The sequence below is a fragment of the Psychrobacter sp. AOP7-C1-14 genome, assembly GCF_052376135.1.
In the GTDB taxonomy this organism is placed as follows: Bacteria; Pseudomonadota; Gammaproteobacteria; order Pseudomonadales; family Moraxellaceae; genus Psychrobacter.
This window is the reverse complement of sequence record NZ_JBQSVH010000004.1, coordinates 94,137-111,633: the sequence shown is the minus strand read 5'-3', so window position 1 is coordinate 111,633 and position 17,497 is coordinate 94,137. Positions and strand designations below refer to the sequence as shown.

The window sequence follows — 17,497 nt, the reverse complement described above, 5'->3', positions numbered from 1 at the left end:
ATGAGTTTTTTATAATCTAATTAAGTGTGATATTAGAATAAGTATTCTAGACCGCCACCCAATGCGAAGATATCAAGATCAGTGTTGCTAGCTCCGTCTTCGGCAGAGTTGTTACCGATATAAGCATGAGCAATCATGTTGTCTTTGAAGTTGTATTTACCACCTACAACTACTTGATCTGAATCACGGTTGTCAATACCAGCTAGGTTTTCAGTACCGTTGTACTGTACGTATACAGAGGCTGGACGAGCAAAGTTGTTTAGACCCATTTCAGCACTTACGATTAAACCTTTTTCGTCTTCAGCACCGTCATCGAAGTCAGTTACTTGATACATAGCACCTAGCATAACTGGTGCAGTCATATATTTACCTAGATCAACAGTTGCACTACCACGTAGAAGATCACCAGCTTGGCTCATGTCTTTTTCATACGCAACACCAGCAGTGAAGCCAGTACCTTGGTCAAACATTAATGAAGCACCGTAGCCGCTGTCGCGGTCATCACTGTCAGAAACGAATGTCTCATCAGCACCATATTGTAGAGCAAGCTCTAAAGGCAAGCCGTTGTATTTAGGCGCAATCCAAACGATAGAGTCATTAACACGACCGCCATCAGCCATAGTTACAGCGTCAAGTACATCGCCTTCCATATCAAGGTTACTAACACCTAGGTTATCCCAGTAACCTTCAGTCACAGTCACGTTGTTGATGTAGTCAGTTACTGAGTAGTTACGACCAAAACGGAACTGACCAAAGTCTTTATTGTCTAGACCAAGATAGGTATCACGGCTTTTAAAACCAATGTTGTCATCATTACCATCAATAGCGATACCATATTCTAACTGATAGATAACATCAGTGTTAGCAGTAATCGCTTCAGAACCTTTGAAACCAAGGCGTGAGATGTTTGAGTTAACTTGTACTGAATCGCTATCTACGTCATATAAATCATCACTACCATCACGGTCAGCGTTGATGTAGTCAGCAGTAACGAATGCTTTACCATATACAGTTGGTGCTGCATTGGCTGCAGATACAGATAGGGCTGCGATTGCTGTAGCTAAAAGTAGTTTTTTCATGGGGTATCTCCACTTTACAATTGTAGTAATGAGCAAGCTATTATTAGCTGGCGCCCATAATGGTATCGTCACAAATCCTCAAAGATATAATGTGTAACTGGCTACCGAGATTAGTCAGAAACAAGTGTGGCGAATTGCTATTACAGTAAGGTAAAAAACCATGACACACATGACTGGGATTAAATAACGCAACTGCCATGTAACGTTTGGTCTTTATTGCTCCGTGCGTAACATCCGTTACCAAACTCATACTTCGAGTACAAGCATATCAACTTTGACATAATTTGCAACATATTTTTTTGCTTTTTCGATACATCCATTATCGAATAACAAATAACGCCTTATATTTGAGCAATCGCTAAAAAACTTCTATTTACTCAATTAGATACGAATACCACTGGTTAATACCAATACTAATAGTCTTAAATTATTGTAATGGATATCAGTCAGTCGACCAAAACAAAGCGCTATTTATAGATAAATAAATAGCGCTTACAACAGCCTTATGACTTATTTTTGACACATTTCACAGTTACAAACAAGCAAGAATAATTATCATACTTGCTCGTTTGGTATGCCCTAATATGAATCTTATTTACCCCATAAATCTAAGCGTTTGCTTTTAGATCCAGACGTGCTTGATGCAATAATGGCTCCGTATAACCACTAGGCTGCTCACGTCCTTTGAAGACCAAATCACAGGCGGCTTTGAATGCATAAGACCCATCAAAATCATCTGCCATCAATTGATAGTCAGCATCGCCTGTATTTTGCTCATCGACGACCTTGGCCATACGTTTCATCGTATCCATCACTTGCTGCTCACTGACTACGCCATGATGCAACCAGTTGGCAATATGTTGGCTCGAGATTCGCAAAGTAGCACGATCTTCCATGAGACCTACATCGTTGATATCTGGTACCTTCGAGCAACCTACGCCTTGATTTACCCAGCGTACGACATAACCTAAGATACCTTGAGCATTGTTTTCAAGCTCTTGCTGCTTCTCTTCGTCAGTCCAGTCGGTATTTTTTGCTAATGGAATGGTTAAGATGTCGTCTAAACTCGCTCGCTCGCGTGATTTTAGCGTGTCCTGTACATCAGACACACTCACTTGATGATAGTGTATGCTATGCAAGGTAGCGCCCGTTGGTGATGGTACCCACGCAGTGCTAGCACCAGACTTCGGATGAGCGGCTTTGGTATCCATCATCTCTTTCATTTCATCAGGCTTAGCCCACATCCCCTTACCAATCTGCGCGTGACCTTGTAGTCCTGTCTCTAGACCGATATCGACGTTCCATTGCTCATAAGCAGGCTGCCATGCTTGTGACTTCATCTCGCCTTTCGGTACAAACGGGCCTGCATTCATACTGGTATGCATCTCATCGCCAGTACGGTCTAAGAAACCTGTGTTAATGAAGATAACGCGCTCTTTGGCTTGGCGAATTGCTTCTTTTAAGTTGACCGTCATACGGCGCTCTTCATCCATGATGCCGATTTTGAGCGTATTGCGTTCTAGACCTAACAAGTCTTCTGATGCATTGAATAAATCATTGGCCATTTTGACTTCTTCAGGGCCATGCATTTTTGGCTTCACGATATACATTGAGCCTTGGCGTGAGTTTGATAGCTCGTTTTTACCTTTGATATCATTGAGCGATAATAGTGGCGTGATCAAACCATCCATTAGACCTTCAAATATCTGCTCTTCACCCTCACCCAAATCTACCAAAATAGCAGGGTTTTGCATTAGATGACCAACGTTGCGAATTAATAATAGCGAACGACCTGGTAAGATCAGCTTGCCACCATCTGGTGTATTATATTCACGATCTGGATTTTGTTTACGTGTACGCGTTTTGCCACCTTTTTCAAAGGTTTCTTGTAGATCGCTGTTCATCAAACCAAGCCAGTTACGATAAACTTCGACTTTCTCTTCTGCATCTACAGCAGCGACTGAATCCTCACAATCTTGAATAGCGGTCATAGCCGATTCAAGCAGTACGTCTTTAATGTTTGCAGGATCGTCTTTGCCGACTGGATGGCTACTATCAATTTGAATCTCAGCATGCAAACCGTTATTTTTGAGCAGTACACCAGTAGGAGCTTCAGCATCACCGACAAAGCCAACAAACTTAGCAGTATCTTGTAGCTCAGTACTGCTATCACCTTGTACGACCTCTAGCTTGCCATCGACTACTTTAAAGCCAGTCACATCATTGTATGAGCCTGATGCTAGTGCAAAGTGCTCATCTAAAAATGCTTTGGCATAAGCGACAACGGCAGCACCGCGAGTAGGATTATAGCTACCGCCTGCTTCTTGACCATTGTCACTGCTGATAACATCAGTACCATATAAAGCATCGTATAAACTACCCCAACGTGCATTGGTCGCGTTAAGCGCATAGCGAGCATTACGAACTGGCACGACTAACTGCGGCCCTGCGATGTGCGCGATTTCATCGTCGACATTTTTGGTATCAACCGTAAATGCTTCGCCTTCAGGTAACAGGTAACCAATCTCTTGTAGGAAGGTCTTGTAAGCTGGATAATCGATTTCACCATCTTTTGCTGGGTTATCTAGGTGCCACTGATCAATCTGTGCTTGAATCTTGTCACGAGTTTCTAATAGCGCCTTATTGCGCGGGGTAAACTCTTTGATAACCTTTTCAAAACCTGACCAATAATCGTCTGAATCCACACCGACTTTCGGTAGTACTTCGTTTTCAATAAAGTCATATAACTGCTGATCGATGGCCAAACTGCCTTTTTGAATACGATTGGTGTTAGAAGACTGGCTCATATTGTTATCCTTGTCTGTTCGTGAGAGGTACTAATACTGGACTGTGCCAGTAATTGTTTAAGTTTGAAAGATGTTAAACGTCCATATTTGTTCATTGTAGAAATTTGCACGTTCTATTTTTCTAAGAAAATATCTCTACAAATTTTATGTTCTAATAAAAGAAGACTTATCAATAGCTCATCATAAAAATAAGATGAAATACTTAAAAAGTAAAATCTCATCCTACTATCAAATAATAAAATTAACAAGAAAACATCATTCACCAAGTAAATACTTGGGTTGTTTAATAATGATAGTCTAAACACTGTCTCCATTAGAGGCCGTAATCGTCATTTAGAAATTAGATACGGCCGAAGCAATATAAACTGTAAGTAATTATTAGTTCTATTAATTATGCTTAAACGTTATCTGTTAATAAACACATATTGATGACTGTCCGTTATTTAGCATCGTATCTATGTCGTACTAACGATATAATTACTTATATTATCATTCACAAACAAAGCTTCCTTAGACTATGACCATCAAACAGCAAGACCTCGAAACATTACAATCATCAGAAAGTGCTATAAACAACGATAGTATTGAAGAAGAGCTGATTGAAGAAGACAGTATCGATATCACACATCTGCGTACTCCTATAAAGGTAGATCTATCTCCTGTCTATAACTTCTTGGGCGCTCGAACCACGAAAGCTTGGGTAGATGCTGCTATTGAGAATCTGCCCATGATTATTCAAGATCATGCCAACTGCGAAAAAAAAGCCGCTGGCACGGCGATGAATTTAATATTCCGTTATGAGTTCTCGTATGACTTGCAACGTAAACTTGCACAGCTAATACGTGAAGAGATGCTGCACTATGAACAAGTACTGGGCATCATGAATGAGCGCGGACAGGAATGGAAATATCTGAGTGCTGGTCGCTATGCTAAAGGTATGCTAAAACATAAGCGCACTTACGAGCCAGCAGCGATGGTCGATGTATTGATAATCGGGGCGTTTATTGAAGCACGCTCTTGTGAGCGTTTTGCAGCGTTAGCCGAAGTCATCGATGATGAGCGCTTAGCAAAATATTATCGTTATCTGCTCAAATCAGAGAGTCGTCATTTCGAAGATTATCTTACACTCGCCCAATCATTATCAGACGAAAATATAGACGAGCGAGTTGCGTTTTTTAAAGAAGTAGAGGCTGAATTGATAAGTAGTCCAGATGCTGAGCTGCGTTTTCATAGTGGTACACCTGTATAAAAAGGCTTCTCCCTGTACCTACCTCTATAACCATCTATCTATGTAGTATAGAAAACAAAAAAAAGGCACTGTATTTGATACGAGAGCTCTACTCCTATCAAATACAGTGCCTTTTTATAAATGTATAAATCACAATAGCTGTTGGTACACCAAAATCTTACTTATTGTCTTCCATTAAAGGGCTGTCATACTGTTTATTACTTTTAGCGATATCATGCGGATCATGGTCTTCCGTAGCCCTTTCTGCTGCAGCTGGATTTGCTTTTTGTAATGCATCGTCAGGGACAATACCATTATTGTCAGCTGCATCTTTCAAATTAGGATCACTTTTGACGCTTTCATTATGTGAGTTATTCATTGGTACTCCCTACTATGGTAACTGCTTGTCTAATCTAAGAAATACTATTTGTTAGTAAGCACTCATTAATCACTTTGCAAATGAATTTGGGTTGCACCTTATATTCAATGCTTAGCTTCTCTCTATTCGTTCCTTATCACTGATCATTTTTATCCTTGCCTAGTCCTTTTCATCAGGATTTAAGATACGGGTCTGTGCATTATCAATATTGGCATAACGATTCAAATCATTAATACCCTCACTCTTAGGTGCTGCACTACCGACAGTCTCTTCATTTATATTGTCGTCGAATGCGGTACTACCTTCTTGATCACGGCGATCTGGCTGACGTGCTGGATTGTCATTGTCATTCACATGCTCTGAGTCGACTACAGATTCATCAAAAGTATCCGTTCCTTTGTTCTCAGTAGTATTTTTCTCAATTGCATTATGATCATCAGGTCCTAGTACCTTCGTGTTGTCTATCACTGAGTCTTTGGCTTTCATTACTATGTCCTCGTTTTGTATTTATAATTTTGTCTATTTAGTTAGCCTACTCTTATATGCAGACCTTTACCCATTGCCTTTTTGGCTCAAGTCGTAGGCGCTCAGTTCTGCTGCGTTTTTTCCGCCAGCAGCAAGGTCTTCTTCTTTACGTGGATCCGCGTACACCTCATCGGTCTCTTGCGAATCTTGCTCAGGTCCATCGATTTCAGGTTTGTGCTTGCGCCCTGCATAGCTGTCTTTTGGATTTTCCAATTTATTAGCAGCAGGATCATCCACGATTACCTTTTCTTCTGTTTCTGTTGCTACTGGTTTTTGTATAGTCATGGCGCGTCCCTCGCTTTATCATTTGTTTTTATTATCTATTAGGTTGTCTACTGGGTCAGTATTTTGATCGTTGTAAACTACTTATCAGTACGTAAATCATCATCAATAAAAGGCGTTTGCTCTTCTTCGTTTAATGATTCAGGGACGTCGACTTTTTTGTTTTCTGCTAAGTTGTTCTCAACTTCCTGCCCATTTACTTGTTCTGCAGCTTGCTTGATATTCGAGTTATCATTGTTAGTAGTACTCATAATCATTTCCTATTCTTATAATTTAATTAAATGGTTTTGAAACACTAAATATATACATCTTAAATTCGTACCGACGCCTAAAGAAGTAACCAATACTTAGCAAGTAGCGTCATAGTTGACATTAATTATAGGTATGACCTTGGGTAATGCACCAGTGTACTGCCGTATCAATATGTGAATAATTGTGAGGTTGCAAGACAGTTTGTAACTTTTGCAGTGAGTAAGCACAAAAAAACCCAAGCATCAGTATTTACCAATGCTTGGTTAGATAGATAATCAAATCGCTAAAAATCAGCTAAAGGTAATCCTATGAATTAGCTAGACTCTTCCACACGATTGATCATCTTTAATAAATGATCTTGTGCGACATGTGGCTCCTCTCCTGCTGCTGGCTGTAACTGCTGCCAAACGCCGTTGCCATCAAGTGTCCATGCTTGCGTATTGTCTTGTAGGTAGTTAATCAAGCCATCTTGATAGATCTGCTTAAACAATTTTTTATTCTCAATCGGGAACGCCACTTCCACGCGATGAAACAAGTTACGATCCATCCAGTCTGCACTACCGCAGTATAGACGCTCATCGCCGTTATTATAAAAATAATAAACGCGCGTGTGCTCCAAAAACCGTCCGATAACAGAGCGTACCGTAATATTTTCAGAGAGTCCTTTCACTTGCGGACGTAGACAACACATAGACCGCAAAATCAGCTCAATCTTGACGCCTGCTTGCGAGGCATCATACAACTTATCAATGAGTCGACGCTCAGTGAGCGCATTGGCTTTGATAATAATATGAGTCTGTTTGCCTGCTTTGGCATGAGCTATTTCATCATCGATAAAGTTCATCAGTTTCTCATGCAAAGTAAACGGTGCATGTAGCAGCTTTTTAAGGTTGGCAGGTTTACCCATTCCTGTCAGTTCTTGGAAAATTTTGTGAACATCTTCTGATATATCAGGGTCGGCACTGAATAGACCATAATCTGTGTAAACCTTGGCGTTGGCTGCATGATAATTACCCGTACCTAAATGTACATAACGGCGAATCCTATCACCCTCGCGGCGTACGATTAACATGAGCTTGGCATGGGTCTTATAACCGACGATACCATAGACCACCACTGCGCCAGCTTCTTGTAAATAGTTGGCAACCGCAATGTTAGACGCCTCATCAAAACGCGCACGCAGCTCGATGACAGCCGTGACTTCTTTGCCATTGCGAGCAGCAGCGGCAAGCGCTTTGACGATTTCTGAATTGGTACCTGAACGATACAACGTTTGTTTAATCGCCAATACTTTGGGATCGCTAGCAGCTTGCCAAAGCAAATTGATAATTGGAGAAAATGCATGGAAGGGATGATGAACCAATACATCGCTTTTACGCATAGCAGCAAACATACTGGTCGATTTGTCTGATTTATCCATTTCTCGGCGAAATGCTTTTGGCACGACATGAGTAAATGGCTGATAGCGCAGCGCAGGAATATTAAAGTCAAATAGTAGACGCGTTAAATTAACAGGGCCATTGACACGGTATAGCTGATTGTCGTGTAGCTCAAACTCATTAAGCAGGTATTCACTGATATGCGTTGGACATTTAGTTGTCACCTCAAGACGAACTTTATCACCAAAACGGCGGTTTTCAAGCTCACCCTCTAGCGCCTTGGCAATATCTTCGACATCATCAGCCAAATCTAAATCGGCATTACGTGTCAGCCTGAATTGGTGACAGCCTGTCACACTCATTCCAGGGAATAGCTCACCGATATGCTCATGAATAATAGCGGATAGCATGACGTGGTGTTCTTTGCCACCAGTCAGCTCATCTGGCAGACGAATCACACGCGGCAGACTACGCGGCGCGGGTACAATCGCTAAGTTGATATCACGTCCAAAGGCGTCTTTGCCTTCCAATGTAGCAATAAAGTTTAAGCTTTTATTCACAAGACGCGGGAATGGATGCGCCGGATCAATGCTAATCGGCGTCAATACGGGTACGACTTGCTCCGTAAAATAGCGCTTCATCCATGCAGACTGCTCAGCATTTAGCTCATCACGTTTAAGATAGCGAATATCTTCGAGCGCAAGCGCTGGCAGGATATCTTCATTGAGAATCCGATACTGCTCATTAATTGCAGCATGCGTAATAATAGATATCTCGTTTAGCACTTCGCTAGGGCGCATACCATGGGCGCTGGTCGATACATCACCGATATTAAGCTTTTGCATGATGCCAGCGACACGAATCTCAAAAAACTCATCGAGATTGGATGAAAAAATAATTAGGAAAAATAAGCGCTCAAGCAATGGATGGCGAGAACTAGATGCCTGCGCTAAGACGCGAAGGTGAAACTGTAATAAAGATAAATCACGATTGATATAACTACTGGGTGAATAGCTACCGTCTTCTGAGCGTTGCCATTCGACGTCAGCTAACTCATTTAGGCTATTATCTATACTCATATCTTTATTAATACTTTTATTAGCGCCCTCGTTCACACTATTAACGTCAATCATATCGTTAACATCACCGCTCTGATTACCAGTCATCTCTACCACGTCACTACTCCTTTTGCGTTATCGATACGCCATCATCTTATATAGTTCTGTTTTTATTAGAGCGTGTTCTTCTGATACTATTTTTAAAATGAGGACACGCCCTAGTGTTATTTGAAATATCTAGCCTATAACATCCTAGCCTAAAATATAGCCCACCCCTAAGACTTTATATTTACGAAGAGGCCTGCGGTAATACGGCATTTTTCATGCGTTTCTTAATAATGGCTTGCTTATTGCGTAAACGTCTATCGCCTTGATTGTCTTCGTAGTACTTTGGATTGGTGAGCATCGCAATGAGAAGTGCTGACTCATCTCGGTTTAGATTAGCCGCAGACTTGTCAAAATAATGATGCGCTGCTGCATCAATACCATAGATACCATTGCCAAACTCTGCCACATTGAGGTAAGCGGTCATGATACGCTGCTTGTCCCATAGTGTTTCAATCATTACGGTGATAATCGCCTCTTCACCTTTACGGACATAAGAGCGATGCGAAGTTAAGAACAAGTTTTTTGCCAATTGCTGGGTAATCGTTGAACCACCCGCAGAGGTTTTACCTGTCTCCTCGTTTTTCTTCATTGCCGCCTCAATACCTTTCATATCGAAACCACTATGCTGACTAAACGTCGAGTCTTCGCTCACAATCGCTGCTTGTTTGGCAGACTTAGCAATCGCATCGTACTCAGCCCATGTCTGAGTGACCGTGCCGCCTGTCAGGCGATGCGTCAACATAAACATACTGTTATTAATTGGCTGCGTTTTCCAAATCAATAGTAGGCCAACGACCAAAATATGGAATGCGACAACCAGTAGCATAATTGCCAATAACAGTCGTTTGATAAATGTGCCAAAACTTGCCATGCGCGATATCCGAGTGGTTAAAAAAGTAATAAGATAAGATAGATACTCTATTGATAACTATAAAACATCAACTAAAAATCAATGATTTTAAACGAGCTGTTTATAGCTATTTATCAACTGCTGACCATCGGCCATTAATAACAATCAATAGCAGGTCATCTTACCTAATCTCACAATCGCTGTCATTATTTACCCCATTTCTTTATGATGTAATGACCGTTAAAATATTTTGGGTTTTAGACAAGCGCGTGATGATAGTCAGCGCGTTGCAATCAGTATGAAGATAAGAGACTACCCATGCATGATGATAATATAGAAGTATTACGAGCGCGTGTTATTTCAGAAAATCCAAGCCTAGACACCGCTGATAACGACAATCAATGGTGGCTACTGGGCACAGCGGGCTGTCACTTATGTGATGTCGCTGAACAAACAATCACACAGTTTCAGGCAGTACAACCAATTAGCTATCAATATGTCGATATTGCAGACCTTGATGAAGCGCTTATGATGGAATTTGCCCCGACTATTCCTGTGATTTTGACGCCATTCAAGCGATTAAACTATCCGTTTTCGGTGATGGACTTGCAGCAACTGCTTGCTTAATAACATTAGGTCTATAATAAAGACGTTCTATTACGATGATAAAGTGGTGAGAAATCATGAAAGAATTAAAACCTGTCTTAAAAAAAATAACAGAAATCGAAGACCTACGCCGTGTCGCTGAACGCAAAGTACCGCGTATGTTTTACGATTACGTCGACTCAGGCTCATGGACTGAGACCACATATCGTAATAACGAAACCGACTTTGACCGTATCAAACTGCGCCAGCGGGTATTAGTCGATATGGACAACCGCAGTCTGGCAACAAATATGATTGGCGAGTCCGTCAATATGCCAGTCGCCATCGCCCCAACTGGGTTTACGGGTATGATGTGGGCGGATGGTGAGATTCATGCCGCGCGCGCCGCTGAAAAGTTTGGTGTGCCCTTCTCGCTTTCGACCATGAGCATCTGTTCTATCGAAGATATCGCGACGCATACCAGCAAGCCGTTTTGGTTTCAGTTATATGTCATGCGTGACCAAGACTATGTGGCCAGATTGATTCAACGGGCAAAAGACGCCAACTGCTCGGCGCTGATCCTCACAGCTGACTTACAAGTACTCGGTCAACGCCATAAAGATATCAAAAATGGCTTGTCTGCACCGCCTAGACCGACCCTTACCAATATCATGAACCTAATGACCAAACCACAATGGTGTATGAACATGCTAGGCACCAAACGCCATACCTTTGGCAATATCGTAGGTCATGCGAAAGGGGTTGATGACTTGTCCTCTCTAACTGCTTGGACAGAAGAGCAGTTTGATCCACGTTTGAGCTGGGATGACGTAGCTCGTATCAAAGACATGTGGGGCGGTAAGCTCATCATCAAAGGTATCATGGAACCTGAAGATGCCATTATGGCTGCTCGTAGCGGTGCCGATGCGCTGGTCGTTTCAAACCATGGTGGTCGTCAATTGGATGGCGCATTGTCTTCTATTGCTGCGCTGTCCGATATTGTACAAGCTGTCCATGCTGAAGATAGCGATATTGAGGTGTGGCTAGACAGTGGTATTCGCTCTGGTCAAGATGTGCTAAAAGCTATTTCATTGGGCGCGAAAGGCACGATGATTGGGCGCGCTTTCCTCTATGGATTAGGCGCTTACGGTGAAAATGGTGTACGGCGCGCGCTTGAAATTATCTATAAAGAGTGCGAGCTATCAATGGCGTTTTGCGGTCATACCGACATCAATAAAGTCACGGATGATATCTTGGTCAAAGGTACTTATGAGAACCTTAAAGTTGGTAGGTTTTAGAGCTAGCCGTTTTTAAGAACTTTTGATTCCTAAGAACTTTCGATTTCTAAGAACTAGCTAGCTTTAAAAGCTATCAGTCATCAAGCCTATCAAAACTTGTATCATGATGACCTGCGGATACATAACATTATCTGACCATACCCTTTATACTATATGTACAATATTTTGATGATATCTCGCTTTTATGACCATTCAACAATTACTAAAAACAGCGCCCATCACTACCCTGCTACTAGCCAGCTTTATCGGGCTATTTATTATGCAGATATTGACAGGTGTCGATGCCAATAACCCCTCTACTGAGGCACTACTCAAATGGGGTGCTAATGCATTACCTTTTACCATGAATGATGATCCATGGCGATTGGTCAGTAGTGCGTTTTTGCATATTGGTCTGATGCATTTGTTGTTTAATGGGTTTGCCATGTATTTCTTTGGGCAGATTGCCGAGCCGATGTTTGGCTCAGCCAAGTTTTTGGCGTTATTTTTGCTGGCGGCAATCGGTGGTAATTTACTCAACAGCTATGTCACATGGCAAAGTATTTTGGATGGTACGGGACAGCCTGGACTATCAGCTGGCGCCTCTGGCGGTATCATGGGTATTGGCGCAGCATTATTGATCGCGGCACTATTTAAAATATCGATCAATGGCATGGTGCTCAACCTCAAAAGTCTCATATTTATTATGGGCATCAACCTCGTCTATGGGTTTGCCGTACCAGGTATTGATAATGCAGGACATATCGGCGGCGCCGTTACAGGATTGGTGATCGCGTTGGCTTTTGCCATTAGCTATCGTCAGCGCTTGGCTATCGATATACAAAATGCAGCTACTCAGCAAGCTCAACGTGTCCACGCTTATCAAACCACCTATCACTACAGTAACCAAAGCGGCAACCAAGACCATAACCAGTCTAATGACCTACTCAATCACTCAGACCGTCATGGCAGCAGCTCCATCGATCAAGATGTCATCAATCAAAGTGCTGAGTTGGATAACTACGATACGGCTATGCCAAATATACACGGCAATGTAGACAACAGCACTGCTACCTATTCAGCAGCGGATAATAACGCAACTCATCGCATCGCCGAACCCAAAGAACCTGTAAAACCCTCATTTATCTGGCAGCTGTTACCATGGTTTACGATGCTACTTATTAGCATTGGCTTTGTCTGGTGGTGGCAAGATATTCATCATCAATTGCTGCAAGTACTAAAAGCCATTGAGTAAATGCTCATACTTATCTATTATTGCTACATAGTTCCCAAAAACAGCACACTGACTAACATTACGGATTTGTTTTATTAACTGTCCTTTTGAACACGCATCGCCTAATCGCACTACTCAGTTATCTATACTCACTCATGAGACCCAATTATGTTAAAACTTGCAGCGCTACCTAATATCTCTACACGTACTATATTTAGCGCGTTCACCGCTACTGCACTATTTAGTGTGGCTAGCATGTCTAACGCCGCACTTTTTAATGATAACTTGCCAACTGACAAAGACGCTACCCTTAGCGTTGGGGTCAATGTCATGGCAGTCAACTCAGCCTATGACCTCGAAGACAATACTGAAGTGCGCGTGCTACCAGGTGCATTTTATGACAACAATAGAGTCTATGTACGCGGTGCACAAGCTGGTGCATATCTAATCAATGACGGCGTTAATCAGTTTTCGGCTTATGCAAAGCTTGCAGGTTCTGAGTTTGAACCTGATGATGCTAATGGTGCACTTCAAGGTTTGGATGAGCGTAAATCCTCAGCAGAAGCAGGTCTTAGCTATCAGCGTCGTACTGCTATCGGCGGTATTCGCGCGCAAATAGGTGCTGATGTATTAGATCGTAGTGGTGGTAACACAGCTCGCTTGACCTATCTTTCTAGAATTACTAAAGGCAAGCTAACGGTCTATCCAAGTATTGGCTTTGAATATCATGATGCAGACTACAACGAATACTACTATGGCGTGAGTGATGAAGAGTCAGCAGAAACAGGCGTTGCTGCCTATAAGTCTAACTCTAGCTTGAATCCGTATATCAACATTAGCGCTAACTATGACTTCAATGAGCGCTTTGCAGGGTTTGCCAATCAAAGCCTGAGCTATGTACCAAATGAGCAATACGATAGCCCAATGGTCGACTCACGTACTGAATCGGCTACGACGCTTGGTTTGCTTTATAAGTTTTAATTAAGCCTAGATCATTATAAAAAAAGACCTTATCGCGTAATGTGGTAAGGTCTTTTTTATGAGGCATTTGATAAAAACTATACTTTAACCTTTGAGATATTTTCTCCAACTTCTTGGATAGCTGCCTTTAATACATGCAAGCATATTTTAGCAGTATCTTCCCTTGGATTGAATCCAACACTCATTTGCTGATGTGGATGAATATAATTGCGAAAGTCTCTCAACGTATGGCTAAATCTTTGAATATCATGTTGTACTAATCCTAGCTCGTAAGCGACATCAATAAAAGAGCTTAGTGACCATTTGGATAGTTCGTGAACTTTACCTGACTTATTCTTAGGAGAAGATTTTGCAGTGTTAAAATGTCTAGGGTACTGATTCGCTAAACCTAAAAAAATTCCTTCGAGAGTACTGCCTGCTACGATAATTACAGATAAATAGGCTTCTGAAGAATAACACCTTTCTATTTCTTTTATTCTTCCTTCAATTACTTCCGACACCATTCCTTCTAATCCAATTTTTCGTACAGAAACATTTGAAAACTCCCGACTTAAAAATTGGTTTTCAGTAGTGGTCTGATTAGGTCTTAAAGGCTCCTGCACTTCAATCTGATCCAACTGCTCAAAATCAATGTTAGCACCGTTACGAACCACCTTCCATTTATCGAAAGCAATATATTTATTAAATACCGCAATGTGTTTATCTAGGTCTTCTAAACACTCTATAAAATTCGCAGGATTAAATAACTCTTTGATACAACGACTTATCTGAGGAGATCCGTTAATAGCTTTCAATTTTTCATCAGTATACTCCCAACGTGCGGGGAAACCCTGTCCGTAAATATCATTGAATCCAAGACCGTTAAATAGGCGAACCAGTTGAGGACCTGACCTATACTCAGTATCTTCATTAATTAAAATACGTAACTTCTCAAGCGACTTAGAACTTAAAAACATTTATGGGCTCCAGTTTTACAACATGCACAATAGTATATAGCTAAAAATCAACCATAGCTTAGCATTCAGTATATAGTGTTGATCTATTAATTCGATATGCAAATTACAACTAAAAAAAGACCTTGCCATATAACGTGACAAGGTCTTTTTATTCAATAAGCTTATAGATTCGTGGGTTAACGCTTACACTACAAATTCAATGGAATCTAAGCATTACTTTTTAAATACGCTAACATAGTGTCCGCATCTGATACTTCAAATGGGTCTATTGGACAGTTGTCGCCAAAATTGGCTTCCTTAAACACTTTTTTAACTTCTTTATTGTCGACTACCATCGAATAACGCCATGAGCGCATACCAAAGCCAACATTGCTTTTGTCAACAAGCATGCCCATTTTACGAGTGAACTCACCATTACCATCAGGAAGTAAGAAAACGTTTTCACGGTTTTGCTTTAGACCCCATTGGTACATGACGAACGCATCATTGACAGAAATGCAAACTATTTCATCTACGCCCAATGCCTTGAACTCATTATAAAGCTCTTCATAACGAGGGAGATGGCTGGTTGAACAAGTTGGTGTAAAGGCACCTGGTAGAGAAAACACAACCACTTTTTTATTGGCAAATAACTCATCTGTGGTTAGATCATACCATGTGAACGGGTTGTCTCCTCCAATGGAGTCATCACGAACACGAGTTTTAAAAGTCACATCAGGAACATGGGTAATCATTATTTACTCCGATTTAGGTTATTGTCTTTTTTTCTAAAATCCTGCAGGTATATGATAATAGTTATACTGGTCCATAAGCAATCTTTGAGATTACATCCCCTATATAAAATATAGCGCTAGCTTGAAAAGTATAGACCAAAAAAAACCTTGCCACATTCTCTTATAACTCTTATAAGAAGTGACAAGGTCTTTTTATTTCTAAATTCTCAGTGGAACAAGCATGACACTACCGGAAAGACGCATACAAATGGTACGGATCGTACATCAAGCAAATCTAACACCGTAGTAGGTCAACATTTAGTCTACTGCTTATTTAGGGTTCACCATATCAGCAGGAATAACCCACTCATCAAACTGCGCTTCAGTTAATAACTCTAGCTCAACCGCCACTTGCTTCAAGGTTTTGTTTTCTTTATAAGCCGTCTTAGCGATTTTCGCTGCGTTTTCATAACCAACATGACGATTTAATGACGTTACTAGCATTAATGAATTGTGCAAGAAGTCATCAATTTTGTCTTTTACTGGCTCGATACCAACCGCACAGTTATCGTTAAAGCTGTTGCAAGCATCGCCAAGTAATTTAATAGACTGCAATAAGTTAAATGCGATCACTGGCTTATACACGTTTAGCTCAAAGTTGCCTGATGCGCCAGCCATGCTGATAGTCGTGTCGTTACCCATAACCTGAGCGACAACCATGGTCATTGCTTCTGACTGAGTTGGGTTTACTTTGCCTGGCATGATAGAAGAGCCTGGCTCATTTTCAGGAATCGTCAATTCACCCAGACCACAACGAGGACCAGATGCCAACCAACGTACGTCATTAGCGATTTTGTTTAAGCTGCCTGCTAGCGTTTTTAATGCGCCTGAGGCGAATACTTCGGCATCACGAGCGGCTAGCGCTTCAAATTTGTTCGGTGAGGTAACGAATGGCAAGCCAGTCAAAGTCGCTAGTTGCTCAGCCGCTGTTACTGCATAGTCAGGGTGCGCATTTAGACCAGTACCAACTGCTGTACCGCCTAATGGCAATTCATATAGGCCCTGTAGCGCGTTGTCGATACGAGTCAATGCATGGTCAAGTTGGCTCACATAGCCACTGAACTCTTGGCCTAAGGTCAAAGGCGTCGCGTCTTGCAAATGCGTACGACCGATTTTTACGATGCTATCGAATTCTTTTGCTTTAGCCGCTAATGTATCGCGTAGTGCTGTTACCGCTGGAATCAGCAAGCTATTGATCTGACGAGCAGCCGCCACGCGAATCGCTGTTGGGAAGCTGTCGTTGGTAGACTGTGCATGGTTTACATGGTCATTTGGGTGAATTGGCGTGTAGCTGCCACGCTCAGAACCAGCGATCTCGTTAGCACGGTTAGCCAATACTTCATTCATGTTCATGTTTGACTGTGTGCCAGAACCTGTCTGCCATACGACCAATGGGAACTGATCAACCAAACCACCATTGATGATTTCGTCAGCGGCTTGTACGATTAGATCACGCTTGTCGCCTTCGATACGCTCTAGGCTTGCATTGGTAATCGCAGCGGCTTTTTTGACCATTGCCATCGCTTCAATCATTGGACGCGGCAAAGTCTCGCCACCGATTTTGAAGTTTTGACGGCTACGCTGTGTTTGCGCACCCCAATAAGCATCAGCTGGGACTTCCACATTTCCCATAGTGTCTTTTTCGGTACGAGTTGCCTGATTCTGTGTCGACATAACTACCCTCTTTGCTGGTTTGTTGTTAGATAACTGAACGATAAAAAGTGCAACAGCTGCTGCACACAAA

16 protein-coding genes are annotated in these 17,497 nt (G+C 41.8%); 5 read left to right on the top strand and 11 right to left on the bottom strand.

Annotated features, from left to right (window positions below; translation table 11 throughout):
• Positions 1-32: 32 nt before the first annotated feature.
• Both ACT3QN_RS05050 and ACT3QN_RS05045 read right to left on the bottom strand, forming a co-directional pair.
• A complete protein-coding gene (locus ACT3QN_RS05050; protein WP_444520504.1) occupies positions 33-1,079 on the bottom strand; it encodes a porin in 1,047 nt (348 codons plus the stop codon).
• 608 nt (positions 1,080-1,687) lie between these two features.
• Positions 1,688-3,886, bottom strand: a complete 2,199-nt coding sequence (locus ACT3QN_RS05045; RefSeq protein ID WP_444522471.1) for a malate synthase G — start codon at positions 3,884-3,886, stop codon at positions 1,688-1,690.
• 517 nt (positions 3,887-4,403) lie between these two features.
• Here ACT3QN_RS05045 and ACT3QN_RS05040 point away from each other — a divergent pair.
• Complete coding sequence (locus tag ACT3QN_RS05040; RefSeq protein ID WP_444522470.1) at positions 4,404-5,135, top strand: tRNA-(ms[2]io[6]A)-hydroxylase; 732 nt, start codon at positions 4,404-4,406, stop codon at positions 5,133-5,135.
• A 157-nt stretch (positions 5,136-5,292) separates the two neighbouring features.
• Here ACT3QN_RS05040 and ACT3QN_RS05035 read toward each other — a convergent pair whose 3' ends face one another.
• The 6 genes from ACT3QN_RS05035 to mtgA form a co-directional block, all read right to left on the bottom strand.
• Positions 5,293-5,493, bottom strand: a complete 201-nt coding sequence (locus tag ACT3QN_RS05035; protein ID WP_444522469.1) for a hypothetical protein — start codon at positions 5,491-5,493, stop codon at positions 5,293-5,295.
• A gap of 159 nt (positions 5,494-5,652) precedes the next feature.
• The gene (locus tag ACT3QN_RS05030) at positions 5,653-5,979 is read right to left on the bottom strand and encodes a hypothetical protein (RefSeq protein WP_444522468.1); all 327 of its coding nucleotides are present in this window, start codon (positions 5,977-5,979) and stop codon (positions 5,653-5,655) included.
• A 66-nt stretch (positions 5,980-6,045) separates the two neighbouring features.
• The gene (locus tag ACT3QN_RS05025) at positions 6,046-6,303 is read right to left on the bottom strand and encodes a hypothetical protein (RefSeq protein ID WP_444522467.1); all 258 of its coding nucleotides are present in this window, start codon (positions 6,301-6,303) and stop codon (positions 6,046-6,048) included.
• A 77-nt stretch (positions 6,304-6,380) separates the two neighbouring features.
• Positions 6,381-6,551, bottom strand: coding sequence for a hypothetical protein (locus tag ACT3QN_RS05020; RefSeq protein ID WP_444522466.1), 171 nt, complete (start codon positions 6,549-6,551; stop codon positions 6,381-6,383).
• 314 nt (positions 6,552-6,865) lie between these two features.
• Positions 6,866-9,010 (bottom strand): polyphosphate kinase 1, encoded by a 2,145-nt coding sequence (gene ppk1 / locus ACT3QN_RS05015; protein ID WP_444522505.1) that lies wholly within the window; start codon positions 9,008-9,010, stop codon positions 6,866-6,868.
• 268 nt (positions 9,011-9,278) lie between these two features.
• A complete protein-coding gene (gene mtgA / locus ACT3QN_RS05010) occupies positions 9,279-9,968 on the bottom strand; it encodes a monofunctional biosynthetic peptidoglycan transglycosylase (RefSeq protein WP_444521490.1) in 690 nt (229 codons plus the stop codon).
• Between the two features lie 297 nt (positions 9,969-10,265).
• Here mtgA and ACT3QN_RS05005 point away from each other — a divergent pair, with 297 nt between their 5' ends.
• The 4 genes from ACT3QN_RS05005 (at position 10,266) to ACT3QN_RS04990 (ending at position 14,024) form a co-directional block, all read left to right on the top strand.
• Positions 10,266-10,574, top strand: coding sequence for a glutaredoxin family protein (locus ACT3QN_RS05005; RefSeq protein ID WP_444522465.1), 309 nt, complete (start codon positions 10,266-10,268; stop codon positions 10,572-10,574).
• A 56-nt stretch (positions 10,575-10,630) separates the two neighbouring features.
• Positions 10,631-11,830 carry an alpha-hydroxy acid oxidase gene (locus ACT3QN_RS05000; RefSeq protein ID WP_444522464.1) on the top strand — a complete coding sequence of 400 codons (1,200 nt, stop codon included), beginning with the start codon at positions 10,631-10,633 and terminating at the stop codon, positions 11,828-11,830.
• Between the two features lie 184 nt (positions 11,831-12,014).
• Positions 12,015-13,064, top strand: coding sequence for a rhomboid family intramembrane serine protease (locus ACT3QN_RS04995; RefSeq protein WP_444522463.1), 1,050 nt, complete (start codon positions 12,015-12,017; stop codon positions 13,062-13,064).
• Between the two features lie 147 nt (positions 13,065-13,211).
• The gene (locus ACT3QN_RS04990; protein WP_444522462.1) at positions 13,212-14,024 is read left to right on the top strand and encodes a MipA/OmpV family protein; all 813 of its coding nucleotides are present in this window, start codon (positions 13,212-13,214) and stop codon (positions 14,022-14,024) included.
• Positions 14,025-14,101: 77 nt separating this feature from the next.
• Here the strand turns inward: ACT3QN_RS04990 and ACT3QN_RS04985 are convergent, their stop codons facing one another.
• The 3 genes from ACT3QN_RS04985 to fumC all read right to left on the bottom strand — a co-directional run bounded on the left by ACT3QN_RS04985 (position 14,102) and on the right by fumC (position 17,427).
• Positions 14,102-14,980, bottom strand: coding sequence for a hypothetical protein (locus tag ACT3QN_RS04985; RefSeq protein WP_444522461.1), 879 nt, complete (start codon positions 14,978-14,980; stop codon positions 14,102-14,104).
• Positions 14,981-15,186: 206 nt separating this feature from the next.
• Positions 15,187-15,714, bottom strand: coding sequence for a peroxiredoxin (locus tag ACT3QN_RS04980; protein ID WP_444522460.1), 528 nt, complete (start codon positions 15,712-15,714; stop codon positions 15,187-15,189).
• A 309-nt stretch (positions 15,715-16,023) separates the two neighbouring features.
• Positions 16,024-17,427 carry a class II fumarate hydratase gene (gene fumC, locus ACT3QN_RS04975; protein WP_444522459.1) on the bottom strand — a complete coding sequence of 468 codons (1,404 nt, stop codon included), beginning with the start codon at positions 17,425-17,427 and terminating at the stop codon, positions 16,024-16,026.
• Positions 17,428-17,497: the final 70 nt, after the last annotated feature.